Genomic DNA, 25525 nt, shown 5'->3' with positions numbered 1-25525 from the left:
CTGAACAGCTCCTGATTCGTTAAACCGTGCAACTACCGGGTTACTTTGAACGCTGGATTCATTCACACCTTCATTGAATCCAGACGCTCCAGCTACCTTGTCAAACGCCGTTGCATCCCTTCGGTCCCGGCCTGTCTCTCGACACGCTCGTCTTCAAGCCTGTGTGTGACAAAGCAACAACCGTGCACAAAATTTCGACGAATATGAAAAAAATGTCGGAAGCGTTGTAAAAACATTCGATGTCGACTCCAAGCTACTGAATCAAAACGATAAAAATATTTTCGATAGCCTGCTTTGCAACCCGAATTTTCTTGAGACTAGCGCGATGAAATGTCACTAACGTTACCTGTTACCCCTTGGCAGTGGGTAAATCGCGGATAGCTGTCACATATCCGGGCCTCATCTGAGTCGTTTTGGTGCGTCACGCCGCAAAATTGCCTGCGTTTGGTTCTTCCGATTCGGTATCGCTGCCATCCTAGGAATCATGACTGCAGCGGCACCCAGGAATATCGTCCGTGAGGCCCGGATTGACTGGGTGCACCCGAAGTCCGTTGCCTGGTTCTGCCAGGCCTGGGGCGGCGGCTGCCCGCTTCATGAAAGTGCGTGGCGGTATTTTTCGCGCGTTTCTGGTGCGAGGCGGACGTGTAGTGCCTACCGATCAACACCAGATCCGCAAAATGCCCAGAATCACAGTGCCGGATGAATCGTCCGGAATTCGCGAGTATCCTTCCCGCTACCCACGACTTCTTTATCGGGCCAGTCAATCGGCTCAGCCTATCTAATCCGCGATCAGGAGTATTTACGTGTTTGTTCTAGATCCGCGCTTGCTGCAAGACACACTACCGATCGGCGACTTCCCGCTGTGCACGCTGCTGCTGTCCAATGATTCCAATTACCCATGGTTCATTCTGGTGCCGAAGCGTCCGGACATCAGTGAAGTGTTCCAACTGTCCGAAGCGGAGCAGGCGCAGTTGTGGAAAGAAACCACCTACCTCTCGGCCGTACTTGATCGTACGTTTCACGCCGACAAGATGAACGTCGCTGCGCTGGGTAATGTGGTCAGTCAGCTGCATATGCATGTCATTGTTCGCCGGGTCGGCGACGCGGCCTGGCCTGCTCCGGTATGGGGAAAGCATCCCGCCAGGCCTTATTCGCCGGATGAGGTTGCCCGGATCACCTCGCAACTGAAGTCCGGATTGACCGAAGCATTCACCTTTAAGGAGGACTGACCATGGATCTTGAATCACGTGTCATGGAGCTGGAAAGTCGACTGGCCTTTCAGGACGATACGATTCAGGCCCTCAACGATGTATTGGTCGCCCAGCAGCGCAGTCTTGATCGTCTGGAATTACAGATCACCGCCCTGATCAAGCGTCAGGAGGAGATGGGCGGGCAGGGCGACGGTTTTGCTGAAGACTCGCGTCCCCCTCACTATTAAGGGAGAAAGAGCTGAGGGCAGGAATTTCAGCCAAAAAAAACCGCGCTTGTGAGCGCGGTTTTTTATGCGGCAACGTTAGCGGCGCGGAAGCGCAGCGATGACGTCTTCCGCTTGCAGGCCTTTGTCGCGGTTCATCACCGAAAACTCGACGCGCTGGCCTTCGACCAGAACGCGGTGGCCTTCTCCGCGAATGGCGCGAAAGTGCACGAAGATATCGTCGCCCGAATCACGGGAAATGAATCCGAAGCCTTTGGAGGTGTTGAACCACTTCACCGTACCTGTATCGCGGTTGCCCAGATCCTGGGACTGTGCGGCAGGCGCAGGAGAGGAACGGTAGAAGCTGACCGCCAGGTGCAACGCCACGGCAATAACGACGGCGAGCAGGCTGACCAGGACGGCTGGCTGGCCGGCAATGGTTTCCAGTGGAACGACCAGCGTGAGGATTTGAAGCACGACAGCCAGCACGAGCAAGCCGCTGACCAGGTTTTGCAGTTGATGACGTGGACCTTTGTTCCAGTAAGGAATCACTGGCGCAAGCACCAGGTTGATGAGGCCGAAGAGCGCCAAGTACAGCGCATCCGGTTGGGACAGGTAAGAAGACAGCGCTTCACTACGCAGGCTAGGGATGAAAGACAGCAGCAGGGCAGCTGCGCCCGTTAGCAGGTGGACTATTTTCAACATTTCGATGACTCACATTAAGATGGATCACAAGGAAATAGCGGGTGACCTTCGGTACGCTTCGGGAGAAAAGGGAGGCGTGATGCACGAGTGTCGGTCCCGCCTACGCACTGCCGCCGGACGGCACTTTGGCGGCAGCGCGTCTGTATTTAACAGCAAAGCCGAGAGCTACTCAAATCAAGTGCTTAGCGCATGTGTTCGCGGGTGATAGTGGCGGTATGTCGGTTTTTTTCGATTCTGGCAAGAGGCTCGTTCCAGAGCGGCCGGGCTAAACAAACCGTTACGCTGATCGTTGCTATTAAAGGAAGCGGGCCTGACTGCGGCCCCGTGACTGAACTAATCCCGACAGATGGCTGCGCAGGGTCCATGGTCTTGGTAGAGTGGTCGGCAGTCGTTTTAAAAAAACCATCATTGAAGAGGGCTGAACATGGCAATCGATATCGGCATCAGCGAAGAAGATCGCAAGTCCATCGTGGACGGTCTTTCCCGCCTGCTGGCAGACACCTACGTGTTGTATCTGAAAACCCATAACTTTCACTGGAACGTGACTGGCCCGGCTTTTCGTACCCTGCACCTGATGTTTGAAGAGCAATACAACGAACTGGCGCTGGCGGTGGATCAAATCGCCGAACGTATCCGCGCACTGGGCTTCCCGGCGCCGGGCACCTATTCGACCTATGCACGCTTGTCGTCGATCAAGGAAGAAGAGGGCGTACCCGCTGCCGAGGACATGATTCGTTCGCTGGTTCAGGGGCAGGAAGCAGTCACCCGTACGGCCCGTGGCATTTTCCCGTTGCTGGACAAAGTAAGCGACGAGCCAACGGCGGACTTGCTGACCCAGCGCATGCAAGTGCATGAGAAAACGGCCTGGATGCTGCGCTCGATGCTGGAAACCCAATAATCAGAAGCTCAGTCATCCACAGCTGATCAACGCAATACAGGTGCGGGCAACGTAACGGGTGCCCGCTCCCCACTGCTTTCACCCGCCGCGCGCGACAATCCCCTCCTGATCCACCCTCTGTGTGAAATCCTTTAGCTCACAACGCTCACCTGTGAAACGCGTTCGCCCTCTTTTCCCGAGTCACGCTGGCGTCCGCAATCAGGTGCGCGGGAAGAAATAAACCAGCGAAAAATACATATTTAACACCCCGATTAGGATCGGGTCTGAGTCGTTTGCCGACTCTCGAAAATCACCCCTGCAGCGTGGTGATCTCCTACAGGTTCAGAGTGCTCCTTCTGCTGGTTGCGCCCTTTGGAATACGGCTTGATAGACACCTCTTTTCAACTGATTGCGAAGGTGCCGATGCCATATCCGTAATCGCAACGAGGGGGACCTGCATGAACCTGAATATTGCCCGAGAGGGATGGGAGCCGACCCAGTGTCTGAACGCCCGGGGCGACCCGTTTATCGAAAATTTCAACATGAGCCTGGCCCAGCCGCACTCCAGGTCGGTGAGGCTCAATGGGCTGGCCACATGCCTGCGACTTGAGGAGGTGTACTGGAATATTCTGTCCGAAATGGCACGATTCAACGATTGCTCCATCAACGCCGTGCTGTCCTACGTCGATCGCGAGGTTCACCTGCGTTACGGCGGCGTCAAGAATTTCAGCGGGCTGATCCGCGTCGTGTGCGTGGCGCACGTCTTGAGTGCCGAGGGCCTGCGGCTGACGCCGTCGCCGACCTGACCTGATTTCAGCGGGCCCGTTGCGGCGGGCCTGCATTCCCTGGCGGCACTGCGGTATCCACGCCGTGTGCCGACATCTTCTTGCCCTGTATCGGGCTGGGCGGCTGCACAGCGATGATTATCCCTATATAATCCCCCGCCTTACTGTGGGAGGCAGGATTGACCGTCAGGTTGGACTGCATGCCAAAGCTTGCGCACCCTTGCACCGGCGACGGGCGAAAGCTCCATCGAATTCCGAATTACGAGAAGTGAACACACGATCATGATGCGCAGCCATTATTGCGGCCAACTGAACGAGAGCCTGGAAGGTCAGGAAATTACCCTTTGCGGATGGGTCCATCGCCGTCGCGACCACGGGGGGGTGATTTTCCTCGATATTCGCGATCGTGAAGGTCTGGCCCAGGTGGTTTTCGATCCGGATCGTGCTGACACCTTCGCCATCGCCGACCGCGTTCGCAGCGAATACGTGGTCAAGCTGACCGGTAAAGTGCGTGCGCGTCCTGCCGGCGCCGTCAACCCGAACATGGCGTCGGGCGCGATCGAAGTGCTGGGCTATGAGCTGGAAGTGCTCAACGAGTCGGAAACCCCGCCGTTCCCGCTCAACGAGTACTCCGACGTCGGTGAAGAAACCCGCCTGCGTTATCGCTTCATCGACCTGCGTCGTCCGGAGATGGCTGAAAAGCTGCGCCTTCGCTCGCGCATCACTTCCAGCATCCGTGGCTTCCTGGACGGCAACGGCTTCCTTGATGTCGAGACGCCGATCCTCACCCGCGCCACGCCGGAAGGCGCCCGTGATTACCTGGTACCAAGCCGTACCCACCCAGGCAGCTTTTTTGCCCTGCCGCAATCGCCTCAGCTGTTCAAACAGCTGCTGATGGTTGCCGGTTTCGACCGTTACTACCAAATCGCCAAGTGCTTCCGCGACGAAGACCTGCGTGCCGATCGTCAGCCTGAATTCACTCAGATCGACATCGAGACCAGCTTCCTCAACGAAGCCGACATCATGGGCATCACCGAGACCATGGTCCGCAAGCTCTTCAAGGAAGTGCTGGGTGTGGAGTTCGCTGACTTCCCGCACATGACCTTCGAAGAAGCCATGCGTCGCTACGGTTCCGACAAGCCAGACCTGCGTAATCCGCTTGAGCTGGTTGACGTTGCCGATCAGCTTCAGGCCGTGGATTTCAAAGTGTTCAGCGGTCCGGCCAACGATCCGAAGTGCCGTGTCACGGCGCTGCGCGTTCCCGGCGGTGCGAGCATGCCGCGTAGCAAGATCGACGACTACACCAAATTCGTCGGTATCTACGGCGCCAAAGGTCTGGCCTACATCAAGGTCAACGAGCGCGCCAAAGGCGTCGAAGGCCTGCAGTCGCCGATCGTCAAGAACATCCCTGAAGCCAACCTCAACGTGATCCTTGATCGCGTGGGTGCAGTGGACGGCGACATCGTGTTCTTCGGCGCCGACAAATTCAAAATTGTCAGCGAAGCATTGGGCGCCTTGCGCATCAAGCTGGGCCACGACCTGAACCTGCTCACCTGTGAATGGGCGCCGATGTGGGTCGTCGACTTCCCGATGTTCGAAGAAAACGACGACGGCAGCTTCTCTGCGCTGCACCACCCGTTCACCGCGCCGAAATGCTCGCCTGAAGAGCTTGAGGCCAACCCTGCGACCGCGCTGTCCCGCGCGTACGACATGGTGCTGAACGGCACTGAGCTGGGTGGCGGTTCGATCCGTATCCACCGCAAGGAAATGCAGCAGGCCGTGTTCCGTCTGTTGGGTATTTCCGAAGACGAACAGCAAGAGAAGTTCGGCTTCCTGCTCGACGCACTGAAGTACGGCGCGCCGCCCCACGGTGGCCTGGCGTTCGGTCTGGATCGTCTGGTCATGCTGATGACCGGTGCTCAGTCCATTCGTGAAGTCATTGCCTTCCCGAAAACCCAGAGCGCTGCGGACGTGATGACCCAGGCACCGGGCGTGGTTGATGCCAAGGCACTGCGCGAGCTGCACATCCGCCTGCGCGAGACGCCGAAGGCTGAGTAAGCCGTGTAGGTCTTGTAGAACATGGGGCTCGGCGGACTGACGATTCGGTCCGCCCTGGTCCCCGCCCATACCGGGCACAGATTCGAGTGAAGCGTCTGCGTTTGAGCGATCAAGCGCGGGCGTGCGTGTTTCAAGGTTTGGAGCGTGTTATGGCTGGTCATTCCAAGTGGGCGAACATCAAGCACCGCAAAGAGCGTCAGGATGCCAAGAAAGGCAAGATCTTCACCAAGTGGATCCGCGAACTGACCGTCGCTGCCCGTCAGGGCGGAGGTGATCCGGCGTCGAACCCGCGTCTGCGTCTGGCCCAGGACAAGGCCCTTGGCGCGAACATGAGTCGCGACATCATCGACCGCGCCATCGCTCGCGGTGCCGGGGCTGCCGATGCCGATGACATGGTTGAACTGGGTTATGAAGGCTACGGCCCGGGTGGCGTTGCGGTGATGGTCGAAACCATGACCGACAACCGCAACCGGACCGCTGCGGCAGTGCGCCATGCGTTCAGCAAATGCGGTGGCAACCTGGGGACTGACGGTTCGGTGTCCTATCTGTTCGAACGCAAGGGGCAGATCTCCTTTGCACCGGGCGTTGACGAAGACGCGCTGATGGAAGCTGCCATGGAAGCGGATGCTGACGACGTGGTCACCCACGAAGACGGCTCCATTGACGTATTCACGTCGTTCTCCAGTTTCTATGCCGTGCGCAACGCCCTGGAAGCCGCTGGTTTCATGCCCGCCGATGCGGAGATTGTGATGCAGCCGACCACCAGTGCGGTGCTCGATCTGGACATGGCGGAAAAGGTCCTCAAGCTGATCGATATGCTGGAAGACCTGGATGACGTGCAGAACGTCTATTCCAACGCCGAAATCCCGGACGAGGTGCTGGAGCAGCTCGGCTGATCCTTTGCCCGTTCGGAACTTGAGGCCGGAGCGCACGAAGCGTTGATGATCAACGCTATCGGCCTCCGGCTTCTGCCTTTATGCTGCGTCCAATTGTTCGCGTTACCTCTCAAGCTGCAGGCGTTATGACTCTTATTTTAGGTATCGACCCCGGTTCACGAATTACCGGGTTTGGCGTGGTGCGTGATACCGGGCGCGGCTGCGAGTACGTGGCCTCGGGCTGCATTCGCACGGGCACAGGCTTGCTCCATGAGCGGCTGCAGATTGTGTACCGCGGCGTACGCGAGGTCATTCAGACGTACGGTCCCGTGACCATGGGCATCGAAAAGGTGTTTATGGCGCGCAACCCGGACTCGGCCTTGAAGCTGGGCCAGGCCCGGGGTGCCGCGATCGTTGCAGGCGCCGAAGAAGGCCTGGAGATCGCCGAGTACACCGCGACCCAGGTCAAGCAGGCCGTCGCAGGGACGGGAGGCGCCAACAAGGATCAGGTGATGATGATGGTCATGCATCTGCTTAAGCTGACCACCAAACCCCAGGTGGATGCGTCGGATGCACTGGCAATTGCCATGTGTCACGCACATACCCGATCCAGCCTCATCCCTCACGGCCTCAATACCGCGCGCAGTCGTGGCGGTCGTCTGCGGCTCTGATGGCATTATTTGCGTTAGCACGGCCCGTCGCAGCAACGGGCCTCTGGAAAGGATTTGATTCGTGATTGGACGTCTACGCGGTACGTTGGTCGAGAAGCAGCCGCCGCATCTGGTACTGGATGTCAACGGCGTGGGTTACGAAGTCGAAGTGCCCATGACCACGCTTTATCGCCTGCCTCATCTGGGCGAAACCGTGACACTGCATATTCATCTGGTGGTTCGTGAAGACGCGCACCTGCTGTTCGGTTTCTACGAGAAGCGTGATCGCGAGATGTTCCGCGAGCTGATTCGTCTGAATGGGGTCGGGCCGAAACTGGCCCTGGCCCTGATGTCGACACTGGAAGTGGACGAGTTGGTGCGCTGTGTCCAGGCGCAGGATACCTCCGCGCTGACCCGAGTCCCGGGCGTTGGCAAGAAGACCGCCGAGCGTTTGCTGGTCGAGCTGAAGGATCGCTTCAAGGCGTGGGATTCGTTGCCGGGCACCTTCGCGCTGGTATCGGACGGGCCGGGCGCGCCGATGGCCGTGGCGACGGCGGAGTCGGATGCCGTCAGCGCTTTGATTTCCCTGGGCTACAAGCCCCAGGAAGCGAGCAAGGCAGTGACCGCGATCAAGGACAAGAATCTCAGCAGCGAAGACCTCATTCGCCGCGCACTGAAGGGGATGCTGTAAGTGATAGATGCCGACCGTCTGATCGCCGCCACCGGGCGTGACCGTGACGAGCAACTGGACCGTGCGATCCGGCCGCTGAGCCTGGCCGACTACATTGGTCAGCCCACCGTGCGTGAGCAGATGGAGCTGTTCATTCAGGCGGCGCGCGGCCGCAGTGAAGCGCTGGACCACACGCTGATCTTTGGTCCGCCGGGCCTGGGTAAAACCACACTGGCGCATATCATCGCGCAGGAAATGGGCGTTTCGATCAAGAGCACCTCGGGCCCTGTGCTCGAACGGCCGGGAGATCTTGCGGCGATTCTCACCAATCTTGAGCCCCACGACGTGCTGTTCATCGATGAAATCCACCGTCTGTCACCCATCGTCGAGGAAGTACTGTACCCGGCGATGGAAGATTTCCAGCTGGACATCATGATCGGTGAAGGCCCTGCGGCGCGCTCCATCAAGCTCGATCTGCCGCCGTTCACGCTGGTGGGTGCGACAACCCGCGCGGGCATGCTGACCAATCCGCTGCGTGACCGATTTGGTATCGTGCAGCGTCTTGAGTTCTACAGCACTGCGGATCTGGCCACGATCGTGTCGCGCTCGGCGAAAATTCTCGGTCTGTACATCGAGGACGAAGGCGCATTCGAGATTGCCCGTCGTGCACGGGGAACGCCACGGATCGCCAACCGGCTGCTGCGTCGGGTGCGGGATTTCGCCGAGGTGCGCGCCAAGGGCGAGATCACCAAGGCGATTGCGGATCTTGCGCTTAACCTGCTGGACGTCGACGAACGCGGTTTCGATCATCAGGATCGACGCTTGCTGCTGACGATGATCGAGAAGTTCGATGGCGGGCCGGTCGGGGTGGATAACCTCGCGGCGGCCATCAGCGAAGAGCGACACACAATTGAGGACGTGCTGGAGCCCTATTTGATTCAGCAAGGCTATATGATGCGCACACCTCGCGGCCGCATGGTCACGCGGCATGCGTATCTGCACTTCGGTCTGAACATCCCCTCGCGGATGGGCGACCGGGCGGTGATGGATGAACCGGTCGAAGACCCTGACGAATAAATGCACGATCAACCGATTTATTCGGGTGTTTGATGGTCTGACGGGCAGTCACCGCAAAGTGATGCATTGCGGGCAGTAAAAACGATGAAAAACAGTTGCCTGGCCGGATTGGCAACCTGAGGAGTAAGCACTAGAGTATGCGCGCGCAAAACGGGGCTCAGTCGTTCGCACATCGTTGTCGCGTTTATTACGAGGACACCGATGCCGGCGGCATCGTTTACTACGTCAATTACCTGAAATTCATGGAGCGGGCTCGAACCGAGCGACTGCGGGAACTGGGCTTTGCCCAATCCGCAATGGCGGGTATCGAGAACCTGTTGTTCGTCGTGCATTCAAGCGAGGCTCGGTACCATAAGCCCGCGCGGCTGGACGACGAGCTGCTGATCAGCGCCGAAGTAATCGAATTGAACCGCGCCAGCCTGCGTTTTCAGCAACAGGTCAGGCGGGCTGCGGATGATGTGCTGCTCTGCGAAGGGCAGTTTTTGGTGGCGTGTGTGCGCGCCGACAGTTTGAAACCCCGGGCCATTCCCGAAGCTCTGCGCACGGCCTTTGCCGGGCAGGGCGGCGCGGGTACACATTCAGAGCAGGAGATACAGCGTGGAAGCTAACGTCGTCGACCATTCCTCCATGTGGAGTTTGGTCAGCAATGCCAGCGTGGTTGTGCAGTTGGTGATGCTGATCCTGGTGGCCGCCTCGGTCACCTCGTGGATCATGATTTTTCAGCGCAGCGCCATGCTGCGCGCCGGGCGCAAGGCTCTGGACAGCTTCGAGGAGCGCTTCTGGTCAGGCATCGATCTGTCCAAGCTCTACCGTCAGGCCGGCAGCAACCCGGACCCGGATTCCGGCGTAGAGCAGATCTTCCGCGCGGGCTTCAAGGAATTCTCCCGTCTGCGTCAGCAGGCAGGCGTTGATCCGGACGCGGTCATGGAAGGTGTTGCACGTGCCATGCGCGTCGCGATCTCCCGTGAAGAAGAAAAACTCGAGCAGAGCCTGCCATTCCTGGCAACCGTGGGTTCGACCAGTCCGTACATCGGTCTGTTCGGTACCGTCTGGGGGATCATGAACTCCTTCCGCGGCCTGGCCACTGCGCAGCAAGCCACTCTGGCCACCGTTGCACCGGGTATCGCCGAAGCACTGATCGCCACCGCCATCGGCCTGTTCGCAGCGATCCCTGCGGTCATCGCTTACAACCGTTTCGCCGCTCGTGGCGAGAACCTGATCGGTCGCTACTACACATTCGCCGACGAGTTCCAGGCGATCCTGCACCGTAAAGTGCACACCAGCGAAGAATAAGCAGGTATTTCCCAATGGCTTTAATCGCTCGCGGCCGACGCAACAAGCGCAAGCCGGTCGCCGAAATGAACGTGGTGCCGTACATCGACGTGATGCTGGTGCTGCTGGTCATCTTCATGGTGACGGCTCCGATGATCAACCAGGGCGTGAAAGTTGATCTGCCCAAGGTCTCCAGCGAGGCTTTGCCGCAGGACAACAACAATCAGGTCCTGACGATCTCGATCAAGGCTGACAAGACCTACTACTGGAACCTTGGCAGCGAAGTCGACACCGACAAGCAAATGGACAAGGCGATGACCTTGCCGCAACTGACCAGCGCGGTGACCAAAATCATTGCCGCCGGTCGTGACGCCGGCAAGCAGACTCAAGTGTTCATCCGTGGCGACAAGACGGTCGACTACGGCGCCGTTATGGGCACGATGGGCGGGTTGCAGAAGGCCGGGGTCGGGAACGTTGGTTTGATTACCGAGGCCCCCTGATGCAGCCGATTCGAGAGCCGTCCGCCTCGGAAAGCTACTTCTGGCCGTCCGTCTGGGCGGTGGGACTGCACGTCCTGATTTTTGGTTTGTTGTTCGTCAGCTTCGCAATGACGCCTGAGCTTCCTGAAGCCAGGCCCATCGTTCAGGCCACGCTCTATCAGTTGAAATCAAAAAGTCAGGCGACCACCCAGACCAACCAGAAGCTTGCCGGCGAGGCGAAGAAATCCGCTGCGCGACAAACCGAAGTCGAGCAGATGGAGCAGAAAAAAGTTGAGCAAGAGGCGGTGAAGGCGGCGGAACAAAAGAAAGCCGATGCCGCTCAAAAAGCCGAAGAACAAAAGGCCGAGGAAGCGAAGAAAGCTGACGACGCCAAAAAAGCCGACGACGCTAAAAAAGCTGCGGACGACGCCAAGAAAGCCGAAGCCAAAAAAGCGGATGACGCGAAGAAAACCGCCGAAGAGAAACAATTGGCTGATATAGCCAAGAAGAAAGCCGAAGACGACGCGAAGAAGAAAGCCGAGGAAGACGCCAAGCGTGCGGCCGCCGAGGAAGCCAAGAAACAGGCTGCCGAGGACGCGAAGAAGCAGGCTGCGGACGACGCCAAGAAAAAGGCTGCTGAAGACGCGAAGAAGAAAGCGGCCGAGGACGCCAAGAAGAAGGCGACTGAGGACGCGAAGAAGAAAGCTCAGGACGCCGCCCGTAAATCAGCGGAAGACAAGAAGGCGCAAGCACTGGCCGACCTGCTTTCCGACAAGCCGGAACGCCAACAGGCGCTGGCCGATGAACGTGGCGACGAAGTGGCCGGCAGCTTTGATGATTTGATTCGCTCTCGGGCGGCTGAAGGCTGGGCACGTCCACCTTCTGCGCGCAAGGGCATGACAGTCGTCTTGCAGATCAACATGTTGCCGGACGGCACCGTGACTTCGGTCAGCGTGAGCAAGTCCAGCGGCGATGGTCCTTTCGACAGTTCAGCAGTAGCGGCGGTCAAGAATATTGGTCGTTTGACAGAGATGCAGGGGATGAAGCCTTCGGACTTCGCACCTTACCGTTCATTCAAGATGACATTCACACCTGAGGACCTAGCCTTGTGATTAACCTTCTTCGAGGAATGCTTGTCGTTCTGTGTTGTGCAGCGGGTTTCGCCGCTGCCGACGAAAAGAACATTCTGGTAACAAGCGGCAGTGACCGCGCCACGCCTATCGCAGTCGTGCCGTTTGGTTTGCAGGGCGGCAGCGTGCTGCCGGAAGACATGGCCAAGATCATTGGCAACGACCTGCAGAATTCGGGCTATTACTCGCCGATTCCAAAGGAAAACATGATCAGCCAGCCGAGCCAGGCCAGCGAAGTCATTTTCCGGGACTGGAAAGCGCTGGGTGCGCAGTACGTCATGGTCGGCAGCATCGTTCCTTCGGGCGGTCGCCTTCAGGTCCAGTACGCGCTGTTCAACGTCGCCACCGAGCAACAGGTTCTCACCGGTAACGTATCGGGCACCGCTGACCAGCTGCGCGACATGTCGCACTACATCGCTGACCAGTCATTCGAGAAACTGACCGGCATCAAGGGTGCGTTTTCGACCCGCATGCTGTACGTGACGGCTGAGCGTTTCTCCACTGACAACACTCGCTACACGCTGCAGCGTTCGGACTACGATGGCGCCCGTGCGGTGACGCTGCTGCAATCCCGTGAGCCGATCCTGTCGCCACGCTTTGCGCCGGACGGCAAGCGTATTGCCTATGTGTCGTTTGAACAGAAGCGCCCGCGCATCTTCGTTCAGCACATCGACACCGGTCGTCGCGAGCAAATCACCAACTTCGAAGGCCTGAACGGCGCGCCTGCGTGGTCCCCGGACGGCAGCAAGCTGGCGATGGTGTTGTCGAAAGATGGCAACCCGGAAATCTATGTGATGAATCTGGCCTCGCGTCAATTGTCGCGAGTGACCAACGATTCCTCCATTGATACAGAACCGTTCTTCGGTAAAGACGGCTCCACGATTTACTTCACGTCTGACCGCGGCGGCAAGCCACAAATCTATAAAACCAATATTAATGGCGGAGGGGCAGAGCGCGTTACTTTCATCGGTAACTACAATGCCAACCCTAAGTTATCGGCGGATGAAAAGACTCTGGTGATGATCCATCGTCAAGATGGCTTCACCAACTTCAAGGTTGCAGCTCAGGATTTGCAGCGCGGTAGCGTAAAAATCCTCACAGACAGCAACCTTGATGAGTCGCCTACTGTTGCGCCTAACGGCACCATGGTAATCTACGCCACCCGCCAGCAGGGCCGGGGAGTCTTGATGCTCGTGTCCATTAATGGACGCGTAAGGCTCCCGCTTCCTACCGCTCAAGGCGAAGTCAGAGAACCTTCCTGGTCCCCTTACCTGAACTGACGCGGCGCTTTACGTTGTACTTAACACACTTGGGGTTCATTAGGAGTTTTACGATGGAAATGCTGAAGTTTGGTAAATTTGCTGCGCTGGCTCTGGCCATGGCTGTAGCTGTAGGTTGCTCGTCCAAAGGCGGCGACAATGCCGGTGCTGGCGGCGCTGCTGTAGATCCTAACGCTGGTTACGGCGCTAACTCTGGCGCTGTTGACGGCAGCCTGAGCGAAGAAGCTGCCCTGCGCGCTATCACCACTTTCTACTTCGAATACGACAGCTCTGACCTGAAACCAGAGGCCATGCGCGCTCTGGACGTTCACGCCAAAGACCTGAAAGCCAACGGCGCTCGCGTAGTTCTGGAAGGTAACACTGACGAACGCGGTACTCGCGAATACAACCTGGCACTGGGCGAGCGTCGTGCGAAAGCCGTTCAACGTTACCTGGTTCTGCAGGGCGTTTCGCCAGCTCAGCTGGAAATCGTTTCCTACGGTGAAGAGCGTCCAGTTGCTACCGGTAACGACGAGCAATCGTGGGCTCAAAACCGTCGCGTCGAACTGCGTAAGTAATTTGACATGCGAACGTGCCGACGTGCTTTAACCGTTTTGGCTCTCACCCTTCCTCTTGCAGCGACGGGTGCGGTTCCTGTGGTCGATGACAACTCTGGCTCTGCTGGTAGCAGTTATCCGCCATCGGGTTATGGTACGTCTGGCGCCTACGCCGGAGGTGCGGCTACGACCGCACCTTCGGCGCAAGGTCAGCTGTTCATGCAGTTGCAGCAAATGCAGGACGAAATTTCGCGCTTGCGCGGAATCGTGGAAGTCCAGCAAAACGACATCCAGCAGATGAAGCAGGAAGCGCTGGATCGCTACAAAGATCTCGACTCCCGTATCGGAGCTGGCGGCGCATCGGCCCCATCAGCTGCCAACAATTCTGCTTCCGACGGCGGTACCAATGCCGGCGGAGCTCCCGTGTCACCCGCCGCTCAAGCGCCACAGGCCAGCAGCGAGCCCGGTGACCCAGCGAAAGAAAAGCTCTATTACGACGCTGCTTTCGACTTGATCAAAGCGAAGGATTTCGACAAGGCCAGTCAGGCATTTGCGGCGTTCCTGCGCAAATACCCGAACAGCCAGTACGCGGGCAATGCTCAATACTGGTTGGGCGAAGTGAATCTGGCCAAGGGCGATCTGCAAGGTGCCGGTCAGGCCTTTGCAAAGGTCAGTCAGCTTTACCCAAAGCACGCCAAGGTGCCTGATTCCCTGTACAAACTGGCGGACGTGGAACGTCGCCTGGGCCACACCGATAAAGTGAAGGGCATCCTTCAGCAAGTCGTTGCTCAGTATCCAGGCACTTCAGCCGCTCAGTTGGCTCAGCGGGACCTCCAGCGTCTCTGATTGCCAGTCAATCTGACCGCTGATTCAAGAAAGCCGCGCATTGCGCGGCTTTCTTCGTTAGAATTCCGCCCCCGAAATTCCGGTATTGATTACGCTTCTGTGGATTCTGCGTGTGCAGGGTGTACAGAAGTGCCTGACGGAGGCGGATGGCCTGTTTAGCCGTTACGCCCGTGGCCCCTATGCAAGACACACTACGTATCACCGAAGTTTTCTACTCGTTGCAGGGTGAAACGCGCACGGCAGGCTTGCCTACCGTTTTTGTGCGCCTCACCGGCTGCCCATTGCGTTGCGGTTATTGCGACAGCGAATATGCCTTCACTGGCGGAACCATCCAGACCCTCGACTCGTTGATGGAGCAGGTTGCCAGCTATCGCCCGCGCTATGTCTGCGTCACAGGCGGCGAGCCCCTGGCTCAGCCGAATGCCATTCCTTTGCTTCAACGGCTGTGTGATGCGGGCTACGAGGTTTCTCTGGAAACCAGCGGCGCGCTGGACATCTCGAAAGTCGATCCCCGCGTAAGCCGTGTCGTCGATCTTAAAACCCCTGGTTCAAAAGAAGTGGCGCGCAATCGATACGAGAATATCGAACTGCTCACGCGCAACGACCAGATCAAATTCGTTATTTGTTCGCGCGAAGATTACGACTGGGCCGTTTCAAAGATCATTCAGTACGGTCTGGACCGTCGCGCTGGCGAAGTGCTGTTTTCCCCTGTCCACCGTGATCTGAACGTCAGAGACCTGGCCGACTGGATCGTGGCCGACAACCTCCCGGTGCGGCTGCAATTGCAGTTGCATAAAATCCTCTGGAATGACGAGCCGGGGCGCTGAATGAGTGAGCAATCGATGACTGAGAAAAGAGCGGTAATCCTGCTGTCCGGCGGGCTGGATTCGGCCACTGTGGTAGCGATGGCCAAGGCCGATGGCTTCAGCTGCTACACCATGAGCTTCGACTACGGCCAGCGGCATCGCGCCGAGTTACAGGCGGCGGAGCGTGTAGCGGCCGATATGGGCGTGGTCGAGCATAAGGTTATCGGCCTCAATCTCAACGGCATCGGCGGGTCCGCGCTGACTGACAGCAGCATCGCGGTGCCTGAGAAGCCGGGCGAGGGCATTCCGGTAACGTACGTACCGGCGCGCAATACTGTTTTTCTCTCTCTCGCACTGGGCTGGGCCGAAGTGCTCGGCGCCAGAGACATCTTCATCGGTGTGAACGCCGTGGATTACTCGGGCTACCCGGATTGCCGTCCGGAATTTGTCGAGTCGTTCGAGCGCATGGCCAATCTCGCTACCAAGGCTGGCGTTGAAGGCCAGGGCTTCACGATACAGGCGCCGCTGCAGATGCTGAGCAAGGCCGATATCGTTAAAACCGGTACGCGTCTGGGTGTGGATTACGGGTTGACGGTTTCCTGCTATCAGGCCGACGACAAGGGACGTGCGTGCGGAAAATGCGACAGCTGCCGGTTGCGCGCCGAGGGCTTCGCGGCGGCTGGCGTGACGGATCCGACGCGTTATTTTTAAATTATTTTCGTTTGGGTGTTGAATTACTGTGAAATATCAGTAATATACGCGCCACAACGAAGCGGGTCGTTAGCTCAGTTGGTAGAGCAGTTGGCTTTTAACCAATTGGTCGTAGGTTCGAATCCCACACGACCCACCATTTCGAAAATCTGGAAGGCCCATGAAAATGCGGATTTCCAGATTTTTTTTGCCTGTGAAAAAGTAGCTGCCGGCGCTGACTCAATAACTCAGCGCCCCCCGCGTCCATTTCACGCCTTGCCGAAAACCACGTCTAGGGACATCGAGTCCGTATGGCGCATAGGGTTGCTGCCCTGGCCCAGGGTGTCGTCATTGGGATGCTGATACGTCATTCCAGTGCCCAGCTCTTTGGTCAGGAAATCGCCTCCCTGTTTCATCTTCTCCGTAGACCCGTCGTACCATCCGGCGATGGTCTTGTTCCCCGCAGAATCCAGGGAAGTAATGCTGTCAGGTGCCTTGTCAGCGATACTTTGCTTGTCTCCGACTTCAAATCCTTTGCCGTCGCTCGCATAAATTGCAGCGTTGCGGCCATCAATGTCGCTGGTATTGATGAAACCGTTGTAGAACTCCAGGCGGCTCGCGTCAGGCTTGTAGTTGCCGTCCGCATCGGCCTGTTTAAGCAGCCCCGTCGTGTCTGCCTCGTACTTCATGGTCCCTTTTTGCCCAGGCTCCAGTGACAATTCACCTACCAGCTTTTCATTTTTGTCGAACTGGCCAATCTTTATGGCATGGTCTTGAGTGTTGGTGATATTGAACGAGTAAGGCCCGCTGCCAGCGGAGGCGGCGTCACCTACGGCGGTACTCTTGTCTGCAGGTGCAGGCGCAGCTGTCGCCTCCGCCGCAGCCTGAGCATTCGCCGGAGGTGTGGATGCCACTTGAGGCCCGGCTGATGATGGCTGGGCCGCACTTGGCGTCGCGGCTGCTTGCTGGGACCCAGCGTTGGCAGCCGCCGGCTGAGCGGGCGCGGAGACTGCCGCCGACTTGCCTTGCGGACTGCCGCTGCTTTGAGAAGACGCGCCCGTGTCGCTCCGGTTTTGCTGCATGAATTGTGCGAGCGCCTGCATGATCTGCTCGACCAGATTACGCACCGATGCAGCCAGGTCCTGATCAGTGGGATTGGCCGCCTGCGCGCTGGCATTCACTCGGCCGTCACTGTTGTGGGGCGATGGTCCCCCGAAGTTCACCGACTGCGCACCGGCACCGGGCGACGTACCAAAATCGATGCCTCCGCCCGCTTGGCGCTGGTCAGTCAGACGCCCTTGGGGCGAGCCAAAATCGCTATTATGCAAGCCGAAGAGCTGATCAACAGGCCCACTCACTTTCGTCGACATACGCCACCCGCTTTGGACTTTATACCGCTTGAGTGGCAACTGAGTCGCTTTGGTTCCGTCATCCCACGCTATGGGCGGAGCCCTTTTTTGGCGCGCGGCGTATGAGCGTTCGGTTAGATGAGGGAGAGCAGGGTTTCCAGCTGACCGCGTTCCCAGGTGCTCAGCAGTTCAAGAGGATCAGTGCCGTAGCGTTGGCGGGCGTCAAACAGGTAGCCCCGACCTTCGGGGCTGAGGCAGCGGTCGCAGTGATCCAGGGCATTGTGCTCTTTGTAAAAGGTGATCAGCCAGCCATCAGCCTCTACGGTCATCAGGCCACTGTCGATGTCGACTTGAGCGTTGCCGCCCACCCGACGCATCACCCGAATGCCGAGGGCGATGTCACGCAGGACCTGACAGGTGTCACGCGCACTGAGAGGCTTTGCTGACAAATGGATGTCCCTTGATGGCTCGGCTAGCAGGGCGGCCGGGTGAAAACGTCTGCGCAAGGCATGCGCCTGTGGCATCGATTTGATAGCCTCGCGTCACTTTTTTGGAGAGACCCATGACCACAACCAACCAATCCAGAATGGCAGCGCGCTACGGGGACCCCGAGGCATCGGCACTCGCCACCGGGAACGATACCATCGATCAGTTGCTGGACCATCGCAGCGTTCGCGCTTTCAGCGCCGAGCCTCTGCCGGATGGGCTGATGGAAACACTGGTTGCTGCTGCGCAGTCTGCAGCCAGCTCTTCAAACCTGCAGGTCTGGAGTGTGGTCGCGGTGCGGAACACCGATCGCAAAGCGCGTCTCTCGGCACTTGCCGGTAACCAGGCATACATCCGACAAGCGCCGCTGTTCCTGGTATGGCTTGCCGACCTCTCTCGCGTTTCCCGTGTAGCCGAGCAGCAGCACGCCGAACTGCATGCACTGCCCTACCTCGAAAGCCTGTTGCTCGGAACGATAGATGCCTCACTGGCGGCTCAGAATGCAGTAGTGGCACTCGAATCGTTGGGGCTTGGAAGCGTTTACATCGGGGCCATTCGCAATGACATCGAGGGGGTAGCCAAGGAACTTGGATTGCCTGCACACGTTTATCCCGTGTTTGGGCTCTGCGTCGGTTACCCCTCCATCGAACTGCCGGCGAAGGTCAAACCGAGGCTTCCACAGGCTGCGGTGCTTCACCACGAAACCTACGCAGCGGAGCCAGAGTCGGCCGCAGTCGCCACTTATGATCAGCGGTTGGGGGCTTTCTACCAGCGCGAGGGGATGAGGGCAAACGGTTGGTCGGAACAGGTGGTCAACCGACTTCGTGACACCTCAAACCTCCATGGCCGTGAACATTTGGTTGAGCAGTTGATCCGGATGGGTTTTGGCCTTCGTTGATAACGTGGCTCCAGGGATTCAGTCATGCGGTCAGCGCGCCTTGATTGTGCATGACTGAGGCAGTGTTCAGCGTCAGTGCGGCGGGCAGGAAGTCGTTTCGACCGTCGAAGCGATGAGGTCGCGCAGCCACCTGTGGGCGGGATCGCGGTGCAGGCGTTCCGGCCACAATGCGACGCGGCTGGATAACCCCATCACCGATCCGCCACTGCCGTTTCGTCGACAGAATGCCGGCGATTATGAGATCCCGGCACTCACGCTCAAGCCGCACCTCGCGCCGGGGCGCCACGACTTTGGCATCCATTACATTGACGTCGATTAAAACTGACGCAATTGTGCCGACTTCGGTTGGTTCCCCCGACCAACGCCCCGTCCTGTCCTTCAAGTCGGATTTTCCGCGGCCGATACAGAAAAAAGCTCTGTGTATGTAACGCATGCGCCCTGCGATCCTTTCCTGTGAGCGAACGATGAACCCACTCAAACTCTTCAATCGATCCCGTGCCAACCGCCAGGAAGCGATCAGCATCAACTGCACCGCTGGCGAACTGGACCGTGCCCTCGCGGGCGTGCGTTCAGTTCCCGTTCTGGTGACAGGCTTCGTCTCACCGCATCTGGACATCGACCACATTGCCGCCCGCATAAAGCAGCGGTTTCCCGATAGCGCGCTGAGCCTGTGCACCACCTCCGGCGAGCTGTGCAACAGTGCGACCGGTTTGTACTGTGCAACCGGCGATCGTTGGGACCGCATCGTCTTGCAGCTCTTCGAGCGCAGCGTGATTGCATCGGCCGAAGTGGTGATGGTGCCACTGGAGTGTGAAGATATCCGCAGCGGTGGCAAGCGCATGGAGATGCGTGAGCGCATCGAAAAACTGGTCAGCAACATCAAGCGTGCGCAGGTCAGCACGGCCATCGACCATCGCGACACGCTGGCCTATGTGGTGTTCGACGGCTTGTCTGCGTCCGAATCGTTCTTCATGGAAGCGCTCTACGAGTCCGGGCGTTTTCCCTGCCTGTTTGTCGGCGGCTCGGCCGGCGGCAAGTCGGATTTCAAGAAGACGCTGATCCACGACGGCAAGCGCAGCTATCAGAATCATGCGCAAATTGTTTTCATCAAGACCGCCGCCGACATCCGTTTCGGCGTGTTCAAAAGTCAGAATTTCCAGCCCGCCGGGCTGACCCTCAGTGTCCTGACCGCTTCCGTCGAAGACCGCACCATCGACCAGGTGATCGACAGCAAGGGCAACATCATGAGCATGGTCCAGGCGCTGTGTAACGCCTTCGATTGTGACGCTCACGCCCTTGAGAAGAACCTGGCTGATTACTCCTTCGCCATTCGGGTGGGCAGCGAGTTGTTCGTGCGATCAATCGCGCGCATCGACCATGCACAGCAAATCATTCAGCTGTTCTGCGACGTGGCCCCCGGCGAAGAGCTGGTGATGGTCAAGCGTACGCCGTTGCGCGAAGCCACTCGCGTGGATTACGAGCAATTCCTGCGCGGCAAGGGCGGGCAGCCCGTCGCGGCGATCCTCAACGACTGCATCTTGCGTCGGGCCAACAACGGCAAGGATCTGGGCAGCATGACCGGATTGTTCGGTGACGTACCGCTGGTGGGGTTCTCGACCTTTGGTGAAATTCTCGGCCTGAACCTGAACCAGACGCTCACGGCGATCTTCTTCTTTCGGGTGGCAAAAGGCGCGTCATTCACGGATGAGTATGTGGACAATTTCATCGCGCACTATGGCGAATTCAAGGCGTTTTTCCTGCGCCGCCAGCTTAAGAAGATGGTGGGTTTGAATCACGTCATCGTGAAGCAGATCGAGGCGTTCAAGCTCAACGACTTCAACACCGCGCTGGACACCCGCGGGCTGGATACCAAAGTCCTTCCGGTCTTCGAAGGCCTCGCCGCACTGGGTCGGGTCCTTGCCCAGGCCGGTCAGCAGCAGGAAGAGATGTCCACGCAGATCAAGCACTACTCCGGCGAGCTGCACCTGTCGATGGACGATTTGGCCGGCACGATCGACCAGCAGAACACGGTCTCGACAAACGCCGGCAATACCGTTGTAGCGCTGGTCAGCCAGGCGGACGAAGCGGTGGTCGGCGCACGAGCACTCGCGGAATCGAGCCTGCGCATCCAGTCCATCGTGCAGGTGATTCAACAGATCGCCGGCCAGACCAATCTGCTGGCGCTCAACGCTGCGATCGAAGCGGCGCGGGCAGGGGATCTGGGCCGAGGCTTTGCCGTGGTCGCCGACGAAGTGCGCAAGCTGGCGGAAATCACCCGTAAGAACGCGGCCGAGATCGGCGTCGACATTGACTTGCTCTCCAGCGAGATCCAGCGGGTGGCGCAGCAGATCGAGGACCAGTCCACCGGCGTCGGCGCGCTGCGCGAAATGCTCGACTCCCTGGAGAACTCGAACCAGGCCACCGAAGGCACGGCGCGGCGCACCAAAGCCATCGCCGATACCTTGACCGGCTTGACCCACGCCAGAGCTTGACCCACGATGCCCGTTTTCCGCGATCAACCAAAACGTGGACCACGAGCGAGTTATGGCAAAAAGACCTTCGATAGAGCAGCGGCGCGAATTCGGCAATTTTCTGTCCAGCCGACGGGCGCGCCTCGACCCGAATGATTTCGGCCTGCCAGAAGGGCCGCGCCGCACCCCGGGACTGCGCCGTGAGGAAGTGGCCGCGCTCGCCGGGGTAAGCGTCAGTTGGTACACCTGGCTTGAACAGGGCCGCGACATTCAGCCCTCGCCGGACGCGCTGCAACGGATATCCAAAGTCCTCAAGCTCGATCGTGTGGAGTCCGCGCACCTGTATGCGCTTTCCGCACTGGAGGTGCCGGTTGCTGCGACCGGCGGCGGGGTGACGGCCGGCCTGGAGATGCTGGTGCGCGCCATCAACCCCATTCCGGCGTATGTGCGCAACGCCCGGCTCGACATTCTGGCGTGGAACGACGCCATCGCCGAGCTGTTCGTCGACTACGGTTCGTTGCAGCCCCATGAGCGCAACACGCTGCGTCTGTTGTTTCTGTACATCCCGTACCGAACCATCATTCTGGATTGGGAGCAGATGGCGCGGGGCATGATCAGTGCGTTTCGGGCATCGCGCGCGCTGGCCCAGGACAAGGCACCGTTCGACAGCCTGATCGAAGAACTCTCGTCCCTGAGCCCTGAATTCAAAGAGTGGTGGCAGGACACCGAGGTCAAAGGTTTCGAGGAGGGCCGCAAGCGTCTGCTGCATCCCATCAGCGGCCATATCGATTTCACCTACGTCGCGCTGACGCCTGAAGGGCGGCCGGACCTGTCGCTGGTGACCTACATTCCCCGCCACACTGCCTATGACTCACGGTCATAGGATAACAACACGCCTTCCTGGCTTTTTCGGGCTTGCCTAGAGTGGCGGTCATCGCAGCGCATAGGTGCTGCACCGACCGTCAACGAGGTAATCACGATGTCTGACTTGAGCCCGATCTCCGCCGCAAACGTCGCTACGTCACGCAACCCGGCCACCGGCGAGCTGATCGCCACTTACCCCTTCCAGACCCAGACCGACGTCGAGCAGTTGCTGGATGTGAATGCTGCAGCTTTTCGTCTGTGGCGCGCCACGCCGATGCGCGAGCGCGTAGCGGCCTATCGCCGTCTGGCGGATACCCTGCGTGAGCGGTCCGAATCCTTCGCTGCGCTGATCACCGCTGAAATGGGCAAGACCCTGGCGGCGGCCCGTGGTGAAGTGGAGAAGTGCGCGGCCACGATCGAGTGGATTGCCGACAACGGCCCGGCGATTCTTGCCGATGAGCCCGTCAATGTAGGCAGCGACGACGAAGTCCACGTGTCCTTCCTGCCGATTGGCACTGTGCTGGCGGTGATGCCTTGGAACTTCCCGCTGTGGCAGGTGATTCGTGCATCCGGGCCGATCATGCTGTCGGGCAATGGCTTCATGCTCAAGCACGCGCCGAACGTCATGGGCTCGGCTTACGCGCTGCAAGAAGCTTACGAGGCGGCAGGCTTTCCCAAAGGGCTGTTCACCAACCTCATCGCTGACAACGACACCGTGGCCCGCACTATCGAAGACCCGCGCATCGCCGCCGTCACCCTGACGGGCAGCATGCGCGCAGGTTCTGCCGTGGCAGCCACGGCGGGCAAGGCGCTCAAGAAGAGCCTGCTGGAGCTGGGCGGCTCGGACGCTTTCATTGTGTTGGCCGACGCCAATATCGACCTTGCGGTGAAAGCCGCCGTCGAAGCGCGTTTCCAGAACGCCGGTCAGGTCTGTCTGGCGGCCAAGCGCTTCATTCTGGAGGCACCGATCGCTGAGCAATTCACGCGTCAATTCGTTGCAGCGGTCGAGCAACTGAAAGTCGGCGACCCGCTGGACAGCGCGATCAACGTCGGTCCGATGGCCCGCGCTGATCTGCGCGATGAGCTGGATGGCCAGGTTCAACGCACTATTGCCGCCGGCGCGACGTTGCTGCTGGGCGGGAAGAAGATCGAAGGCCCCGGCAACTTCTACGCGCCCACCGTGCTGGCCGATGTGAGGCCAGGCATGGCCGCCTTCGACGAAGAAACTTTCGGCCCGGTGGCAGCGATCACCATTGCCGCCAACGCCGAAGACGCCATCGTGCTGGCCAACACCAGTGACTATGGACTGGGTGGCAGCCTGTGGACCCAGGACATCCCGCGCGCGCAACGCATCGCCCGGCGTCTGGAAACCGGCGGCGTGTTCATCAATGGTTTCCCGGCGACCAACGCGCGGATCCCGGTGGGCGGCGTCAAGAAGAGTGGCTACGGCCGCGAACTGTCCCACTTCGGGCTGCGTGAATTCACCAATGCCCAAGCGGTGTGGGCAAAAAGCGTCGACTGAGATTCAGTGAGCAGTATCAGCGTGGGCGTACGTTTGTAGTCGCCCATGCTGCAAAAAAAAGCCGTCGCATTTGCGACGGCTTTTTCATGCCTGCCCTATTGGGATGGCGCGTCTGGATTCAGCCAATCGGGTGCAGGTCGGCAGGTCCCAGGCCCACCAGCTCGATGTGTGCAGTATTCGCGTCAGCCACGATCAGGTTATCGGCGGTGAAAGTCTTGGCGATGTTCTTGTCGATACTGATCTCGAATCGGTGACCGTCCGCGTCCGCTTCGTAATCCTTCAGATAGGTACGGTGCGTGGCCGCGTCGTAGATCAACTTCAGCGTGCCATCGGTGCCGTCGCCCAGGCCGGTGTAGCCCAGCGCTGACACATCGATCCGGTCCTGTGTGGCATCGAAGTTTTTGATGAAGTCCGAATTGCCCCGAAAGCTATCGCTCTTCTCGACGTATCGAAAGGTGTCGACGCCGGTATTGCCCACCAGCAGGTCATCATCACCGCCTCCGACAAGGATGCCGCCTGCGGTCGAGTTGGTGAACTCGTCACGGTAGTTGTCGCCGGTCAGCGTCTGGTTGGCGCGGTCTGCTGCCGAGTCCCCGGCAAAGGTGAACCGGTCCATGTCCTGCAGGCCAGTGAGCGGATACCGTTCGTATTGTGTCAGGTGCACCACGAAACGGTTGCCGTCCTCATCGGCCTCGAAGGATTGGGCAATCGCGTAACCCGCTTCGCTGTCGTAGCTGTAATTGAGGGTGCCGTTATAACCATCGCCCAGGCCGGTGAAACCCAGTGCCGAAACGTCCAGAAGGTCGCCCTCGCCAAGCTGGAAGTCGTGGATGAAATCGACACTGGAGTGTCCCGAGCTGTCGTTAACAAAGCTGTCGGTGAGGTGTTCGAAGGCGAAGGTGTTACGTGCATTGCCGCTGTACATCTCATCAGCGCCACCGCCACCTGTGACGATGTTGCCGCTTTTGGGGACGATCAAAAAGTCATCGCCATCGGTCCCGCTGATGACGTATTGCTTTTCGCTCTCGTGATGTTCGCGGCCATTGCTTTCTGCCGTCAGGTCGTAACGCAGGGCGAAATTCTGCGTGCCGAGCCGAGCGGCGTGGTCGCCTTCCAGCCGGACTTCGAATGCCTGCCCCTCGGCGTTTTTGTCCAGCGAGCGAACATAGGTGACGTTCTTGTCAGCGTTGTAAGTGACCGCCAGATCGCCGTTGTGGCCATTGCCAACCCGCTCCAGCCCGAGCGCTGTCAGGTCAAGTACGTCATTGGATTGGAAGTTTTTGATCAGATCCGAGTGCGAGCCCTGTTTGTCGAAGTAACTGTCCGTCACTGATGTGTAGACGAAGGTGTTGCCGTAGTAATAGGCAGGATGGCTGATGAGGGTGTCGACGCCGGCACCGCCGTTATAGCGATCCTGTGCGTTGCTGAACGGATTGGGATCCCCTCCCTGACCGGTGAGGATGTCGTCGCCATCGCCTCCAAAGATGAAATCCCGCTTTGTGGTGCCCGTGAGGGTGTCATCATCCGCCGTGCCCACGTAGCTGTCATACGTGCCATGAGCAGTCACGACAACCGCCTCATCCGCTTCACTCTGCAGTGCTGTTTTCGTTGCCTGAGCCATTTTTTTTCTCGCTATAAAAGGTTTGGCACTGCGGCCTCCGTGGACGGCAGATCCAGTTACAACAGGCATCGTGAGCGTTCATCAATGCCGGCCATTGGCGTGGTAGACCCGTCAAAGCCGCGTTTGTTTGATTATTCGTCTCGGTCCAGAAACGACAAAGCCCG

26 protein-coding genes, 1 tRNA gene and 2 pseudogenes are annotated in these 25525 nt (G+C 58.8%); 24 read left to right on the top strand and 5 right to left on the bottom strand.

Annotated features, from left to right (window positions below):
- The first annotated feature begins 803 nt into the window (after positions 1 to 803).
- Positions 804 to 1229: an HIT domain-containing protein gene (locus IFT47_RS03420; protein WP_192170855.1), complete on the top strand. Its 426-nt coding sequence runs from the start codon at positions 804 to 806 to the stop codon at positions 1227 to 1229.
- Positions 1230 to 1231: 2 nt separating this feature from the next.
- On the top strand, positions 1232 to 1438 hold the full coding sequence (locus IFT47_RS03415; RefSeq protein WP_192170856.1) for a SlyX family protein: 207 nt from the start codon (positions 1232 to 1234) through the stop codon (positions 1436 to 1438).
- 75 nt (positions 1439 to 1513) lie between these two features.
- Here IFT47_RS03415 and IFT47_RS28050 read toward each other — a convergent pair whose 3' ends face one another.
- Positions 1514 to 1735, bottom strand: coding sequence for a cold shock domain-containing protein (locus IFT47_RS28050; protein WP_004667445.1), 222 nt, complete (start codon positions 1733 to 1735; stop codon positions 1514 to 1516).
- A 108-nt stretch (positions 1736 to 1843) separates the two neighbouring features.
- Positions 1844 to 2119, bottom strand: a pseudogene (locus IFT47_RS28045) (cold shock domain-containing protein membrane protein); the annotation flags it as partial.
- A gap of 424 nt (positions 2120 to 2543) precedes the next feature.
- On the opposite strand from IFT47_RS28045, the gene IFT47_RS03405 reads away from it, so the two are divergent.
- The 17 genes from IFT47_RS03405 to IFT47_RS03325 all read left to right on the top strand — a co-directional run bounded on the left by IFT47_RS03405 (position 2544) and on the right by IFT47_RS03325 (position 16310).
- Positions 2544 to 3017 (top strand): Dps family protein, encoded by a 474-nt coding sequence (locus IFT47_RS03405; protein WP_037014103.1) that lies wholly within the window; start codon positions 2544 to 2546, stop codon positions 3015 to 3017.
- 437 nt (positions 3018 to 3454) lie between these two features.
- Positions 3455 to 3802, top strand: a complete 348-nt coding sequence (locus IFT47_RS03400) for a ribbon-helix-helix domain-containing protein (protein ID WP_192170857.1) — start codon at positions 3455 to 3457, stop codon at positions 3800 to 3802.
- A 261-nt stretch (positions 3803 to 4063) separates the two neighbouring features.
- The gene (gene aspS / locus IFT47_RS03395) at positions 4064 to 5839 is read left to right on the top strand and encodes an aspartate--tRNA ligase (protein WP_192170858.1); all 1776 of its coding nucleotides are present in this window, start codon (positions 4064 to 4066) and stop codon (positions 5837 to 5839) included.
- Positions 5840 to 5988: 149 nt separating this feature from the next.
- Complete coding sequence (locus IFT47_RS03390; protein ID WP_192170859.1) at positions 5989 to 6735, top strand: YebC/PmpR family DNA-binding transcriptional regulator; 747 nt, start codon at positions 5989 to 5991, stop codon at positions 6733 to 6735.
- 125 nt (positions 6736 to 6860) lie between these two features.
- Positions 6861 to 7385, top strand: coding sequence for a crossover junction endodeoxyribonuclease RuvC (gene ruvC, locus IFT47_RS03385; protein WP_065989739.1), 525 nt, complete (start codon positions 6861 to 6863; stop codon positions 7383 to 7385).
- A 61-nt stretch (positions 7386 to 7446) separates the two neighbouring features.
- Entirely contained in the window at positions 7447 to 8055 is a 609-nt protein-coding gene (gene ruvA, locus IFT47_RS03380) for a Holliday junction branch migration protein RuvA (RefSeq protein WP_065989737.1), read from the top strand.
- Entirely contained in the window at positions 8056 to 9111 is a 1056-nt protein-coding gene (gene ruvB, locus IFT47_RS03375) for a Holliday junction branch migration DNA helicase RuvB (RefSeq protein WP_065989736.1), read from the top strand.
- Positions 9112 to 9248: 137 nt separating this feature from the next.
- Positions 9249 to 9719 carry a tol-pal system-associated acyl-CoA thioesterase gene (gene ybgC / locus IFT47_RS03370; protein ID WP_074893268.1) on the top strand — a complete coding sequence of 157 codons (471 nt, stop codon included), beginning with the start codon at positions 9249 to 9251 and terminating at the stop codon, positions 9717 to 9719.
- On the top strand, positions 9709 to 10404 hold the full coding sequence (gene tolQ / locus IFT47_RS03365; RefSeq protein ID WP_122537415.1) for a protein TolQ: 696 nt from the start codon (positions 9709 to 9711) through the stop codon (positions 10402 to 10404). The genes ybgC and tolQ overlap by 11 nt, the downstream gene beginning before the upstream one ends.
- A gap of 14 nt (positions 10405 to 10418) precedes the next feature.
- Entirely contained in the window at positions 10419 to 10883 is a 465-nt protein-coding gene (tolR, locus tag IFT47_RS03360) for a protein TolR (RefSeq protein WP_037014073.1), read from the top strand.
- Positions 10883 to 11974, top strand: a complete 1092-nt coding sequence (gene tolA / locus IFT47_RS03355) for a cell envelope integrity protein TolA (protein WP_192170860.1) — start codon at positions 10883 to 10885, stop codon at positions 11972 to 11974. Before tolR ends, tolA begins: the two co-directional genes overlap by 1 nt.
- Before the next feature lie 17 nt (positions 11975 to 11991).
- Complete coding sequence (gene tolB, locus IFT47_RS03350; protein ID WP_192171054.1) at positions 11992 to 13272, top strand: Tol-Pal system beta propeller repeat protein TolB; 1281 nt, start codon at positions 11992 to 11994, stop codon at positions 13270 to 13272.
- A 53-nt stretch (positions 13273 to 13325) separates the two neighbouring features.
- On the top strand, positions 13326 to 13829 hold the full coding sequence (pal, locus tag IFT47_RS03345) for a peptidoglycan-associated lipoprotein Pal (RefSeq protein WP_037014065.1): 504 nt from the start codon (positions 13326 to 13328) through the stop codon (positions 13827 to 13829).
- Positions 13830 to 13835: 6 nt separating this feature from the next.
- Positions 13836 to 14654 carry a tol-pal system protein YbgF gene (gene ybgF, locus IFT47_RS03340; protein WP_192170861.1) on the top strand — a complete coding sequence of 273 codons (819 nt, stop codon included), beginning with the start codon at positions 13836 to 13838 and terminating at the stop codon, positions 14652 to 14654.
- Positions 14655 to 14833: 179 nt separating this feature from the next.
- Positions 14834 to 15481 (top strand): 7-carboxy-7-deazaguanine synthase QueE, encoded by a 648-nt coding sequence (gene queE / locus IFT47_RS03335; protein WP_192170862.1) that lies wholly within the window; start codon positions 14834 to 14836, stop codon positions 15479 to 15481.
- A gap of 15 nt (positions 15482 to 15496) precedes the next feature.
- On the top strand, positions 15497 to 16171 hold the full coding sequence (queC, locus tag IFT47_RS03330; protein ID WP_192170863.1) for a 7-cyano-7-deazaguanine synthase QueC: 675 nt from the start codon (positions 15497 to 15499) through the stop codon (positions 16169 to 16171).
- A 63-nt stretch (positions 16172 to 16234) separates the two neighbouring features.
- Positions 16235 to 16310: transfer RNA gene (locus IFT47_RS03325), tRNA-Lys, on the top strand.
- Between the two features lie 109 nt (positions 16311 to 16419).
- On the opposite strand, the gene IFT47_RS03320 is transcribed toward IFT47_RS03325, so the two are convergent.
- Positions 16420 to 17520, bottom strand: a complete 1101-nt coding sequence (locus IFT47_RS03320) for a hypothetical protein (protein WP_192170864.1) — start codon at positions 17518 to 17520, stop codon at positions 16420 to 16422.
- Between the two features lie 113 nt (positions 17521 to 17633).
- Positions 17634 to 17948, bottom strand: coding sequence for a DUF7693 family protein (locus IFT47_RS03315; protein WP_192170865.1), 315 nt, complete (start codon positions 17946 to 17948; stop codon positions 17634 to 17636).
- Positions 17949 to 18061: 113 nt separating this feature from the next.
- On the opposite strand from IFT47_RS03315, the gene IFT47_RS03310 reads away from it, so the two are divergent.
- The 5 genes and pseudogenes from IFT47_RS03310 (at position 18062) to IFT47_RS03290 (ending at position 23740) form a co-directional block, all read left to right on the top strand.
- Complete coding sequence (locus IFT47_RS03310) at positions 18062 to 18883, top strand: NADPH-dependent oxidoreductase (RefSeq protein ID WP_192170866.1); 822 nt, start codon at positions 18062 to 18064, stop codon at positions 18881 to 18883.
- Between the two features lie 175 nt (positions 18884 to 19058).
- Positions 19059 to 19202 (top strand): annotated as a pseudogene (locus IFT47_RS27500) (NAD(P)H-dependent oxidoreductase); the annotation flags it as partial.
- Between the two features lie 145 nt (positions 19203 to 19347).
- On the top strand, positions 19348 to 21375 hold the full coding sequence (locus IFT47_RS03300) for a methyl-accepting chemotaxis protein (protein WP_192170868.1): 2028 nt from the start codon (positions 19348 to 19350) through the stop codon (positions 21373 to 21375).
- A 52-nt stretch (positions 21376 to 21427) separates the two neighbouring features.
- Entirely contained in the window at positions 21428 to 22237 is an 810-nt protein-coding gene (locus tag IFT47_RS03295; protein ID WP_192170869.1) for a helix-turn-helix transcriptional regulator, read from the top strand.
- Between the two features lie 105 nt (positions 22238 to 22342).
- Positions 22343 to 23740 carry an NAD-dependent succinate-semialdehyde dehydrogenase gene (locus IFT47_RS03290; RefSeq protein ID WP_197983556.1) on the top strand — a complete coding sequence of 466 codons (1398 nt, stop codon included), beginning with the start codon at positions 22343 to 22345 and terminating at the stop codon, positions 23738 to 23740.
- A 118-nt stretch (positions 23741 to 23858) separates the two neighbouring features.
- Here the strand turns inward: IFT47_RS03290 and IFT47_RS03285 are convergent, their stop codons facing one another.
- Complete coding sequence (locus IFT47_RS03285) at positions 23859 to 25361, bottom strand: M10 family metallopeptidase C-terminal domain-containing protein (RefSeq protein WP_192170871.1); 1503 nt, start codon at positions 25359 to 25361, stop codon at positions 23859 to 23861.
- Between the last annotated feature and the right edge of the window lie 164 nt (positions 25362 to 25525).

The sequence above is a fragment of the Pseudomonas sp. CFBP 13711 genome, assembly GCF_014842265.1.
GTDB lineage: Bacteria > Pseudomonadota > Gammaproteobacteria > Pseudomonadales > Pseudomonadaceae > Aquipseudomonas.
This window is presented reverse-complemented; position numbering and strand designations above follow the sequence as displayed.

Excerpts from the sequence above, each read along its gene's own strand:
- IFT47_RS03390 (WP_192170859.1), top strand. The coding sequence starts at position 5,989 with ATGGCTGGTCATTCCAAGTGGGCGAACATCAAGCACCGCAAAGAGCGT.
- ruvC (WP_065989739.1), top strand. The coding sequence starts at position 6,861 with ATGACTCTTATTTTAGGTATCGACCCCGGTTCACGAATTACCGGGTTT.
- IFT47_RS03295 (WP_192170869.1), top strand. The coding sequence starts at position 21,428 with ATGGCAAAAAGACCTTCGATAGAGCAGCGGCGCGAATTCGGCAATTTT.
- IFT47_RS03310 (WP_192170866.1), top strand. The coding sequence starts at position 18,062 with ATGACCACAACCAACCAATCCAGAATGGCAGCGCGCTACGGGGACCCC.
- tolA (WP_192170860.1), top strand. The coding sequence starts at position 10,883 with ATGCAGCCGATTCGAGAGCCGTCCGCCTCGGAAAGCTACTTCTGGCCG.
- tolR (WP_037014073.1), top strand. The coding sequence starts at position 10,419 with ATGGCTTTAATCGCTCGCGGCCGACGCAACAAGCGCAAGCCGGTCGCC.
- pal (WP_037014065.1), top strand. The coding sequence starts at position 13,326 with ATGGAAATGCTGAAGTTTGGTAAATTTGCTGCGCTGGCTCTGGCCATG.
- IFT47_RS03415 (WP_192170856.1), top strand. The coding sequence starts at position 1,232 with ATGGATCTTGAATCACGTGTCATGGAGCTGGAAAGTCGACTGGCCTTT.
- IFT47_RS03400 (WP_192170857.1), top strand. The coding sequence starts at position 3,455 with ATGAACCTGAATATTGCCCGAGAGGGATGGGAGCCGACCCAGTGTCTG.
- IFT47_RS03285 (WP_192170871.1), bottom strand. The coding sequence starts at position 25,361 with ATGGCTCAGGCAACGAAAACAGCACTGCAGAGTGAAGCGGATGAGGCG.
- ybgC (WP_074893268.1), top strand. The coding sequence starts at position 9,249 with ATGCGCGCGCAAAACGGGGCTCAGTCGTTCGCACATCGTTGTCGCGTT.
- ybgF (WP_192170861.1), top strand. The coding sequence starts at position 13,836 with ATGCGAACGTGCCGACGTGCTTTAACCGTTTTGGCTCTCACCCTTCCT.
- IFT47_RS03405 (WP_037014103.1), top strand. The coding sequence starts at position 2,544 with ATGGCAATCGATATCGGCATCAGCGAAGAAGATCGCAAGTCCATCGTG.
- queE (WP_192170862.1), top strand. The coding sequence starts at position 14,834 with ATGCAAGACACACTACGTATCACCGAAGTTTTCTACTCGTTGCAGGGT.
- aspS (WP_192170858.1), top strand. The coding sequence starts at position 4,064 with ATGATGCGCAGCCATTATTGCGGCCAACTGAACGAGAGCCTGGAAGGT.
- tolB (WP_192171054.1), top strand. The coding sequence starts at position 11,992 with ATGCTTGTCGTTCTGTGTTGTGCAGCGGGTTTCGCCGCTGCCGACGAA.
- IFT47_RS03320 (WP_192170864.1), bottom strand. The coding sequence starts at position 17,520 with ATGTCGACGAAAGTGAGTGGGCCTGTTGATCAGCTCTTCGGCTTGCAT.
- IFT47_RS03300 (WP_192170868.1), top strand. The coding sequence starts at position 19,348 with ATGAACCCACTCAAACTCTTCAATCGATCCCGTGCCAACCGCCAGGAA.
- queC (WP_192170863.1), top strand. The coding sequence starts at position 15,497 with ATGACTGAGAAAAGAGCGGTAATCCTGCTGTCCGGCGGGCTGGATTCG.